General features: G+C 57.4%; 1 protein-coding gene. It reads left to right on the top strand.

All coding sequences use genetic code 11. The features are described 5' to 3' along the window. Positions 1-212: 212 nt before the first annotated feature. Positions 213-1,166: an IS110 family transposase gene (locus IB248_RS30855; RefSeq protein WP_210333100.1), complete on the top strand. Its 954-nt coding sequence runs from the start codon at positions 213-215 to the stop codon at positions 1,164-1,166. Positions 1,167-1,177: the final 11 nt, after the last annotated feature.

Below are 1,177 nucleotides of genomic sequence, written 5' to 3'. Positions count from 1 at the left end.
CTTATACATTGCGAGGCCGGTGCATCGGTTATGATGCACCGGCCTCGTTTGCCATTGAGGTGATTGCAACACCGCAGTGACGATGCGCAGAGCGGTTGGTCCTAGCGGGCCTGAACTTTCGTTCGTAAAAAAGCAGAACCCTTTGCGCATTTCGAGGCTTCGTCGAACCGTTGAGAGAGCTTCGCGCTCGCGTATAAGGGAGACATCGCCTCATGACCTATACTAGCCGCTTTATCGGCATCGACATATCGAAATCGTCCTTCGACATCTGCGTGCTTCCCGACATGCACTCGGCAAGCTTCTCCAATGATGCTGGTGGCATTGCTAGGTTCATCGCCTTTCTCGCGCAACTGGATGGCATCGAACGCCTGGTTGTGGAGCCGACTGGCGGCTATGAGCGATCCGTCGTGCATACCCTGCTGGCCGCTCGCTTGCCGGTCGCCAAGGTCAATGCCAGGCAGATCAGGCAGTTCGCGCGTGCCTGCGGCCAGCTCTCCAAGACCGACAGGATCGACGCGTTCGTCCTTGCCGACTATGCCAGACGCATGGAAACGAAGGATCTGGCACCTTCCTCGCCGGCTCAGGTGGTGCTGATCGATCTGGTGTCACGCTACAGGCAACTGTCGCATATGATCGTGCAGGAAAAGAACCGGCTGGAAAAACTCGGCGCTCGAGCCGATGCCACGGCAAGGGCGTGGATCGAGGAGACACTTTCGTTCCTTCTGCAGCAGCGCCAGTCGGTGGTCGATGCAATGGAAGCCTGTCTCCAATCGGATGAGGATCTTGCCGTCAAGGCGAAAGTCCTGATGTCGCTCAAGGGCATCGGACTGCGAACCGCATGCTTGCTGATCGCCGGACTTCCCGAACTCGGTCTGTTGAACAAAGGCCAGATCGCAAAGCTGGTCGGTGTTGCCCCTATCAATCGCGACAGTGGCCTGATGCGTGGCAAGAGGATGATTGCCGGCGGCCGCAAACCAGTGCGCGACGCCCTTTACATCGCCGCCTTGCCCGCCATCCGCTTCGATCCAGCCATGAAGGCCGTCTTCGAACGACTGAAAGCGAAAGGAAAGCCCGGAAAGGTCGCTCTCGTCGCGGTCATGCGAAGGATGATCATAATCCTCAATGCCAAAATGAGAGACTATCGAGCAACGGTGATTGACGCCTAACACCGTTGCTT

The organism is Rhizobium sp. RHZ01 (genome assembly GCF_014851595.1).
Lineage (GTDB): Bacteria > Pseudomonadota > Alphaproteobacteria > Rhizobiales > Rhizobiaceae > Rhizobium > Rhizobium altiplani.
This window is presented reverse-complemented; position numbering and strand designations above follow the sequence as displayed.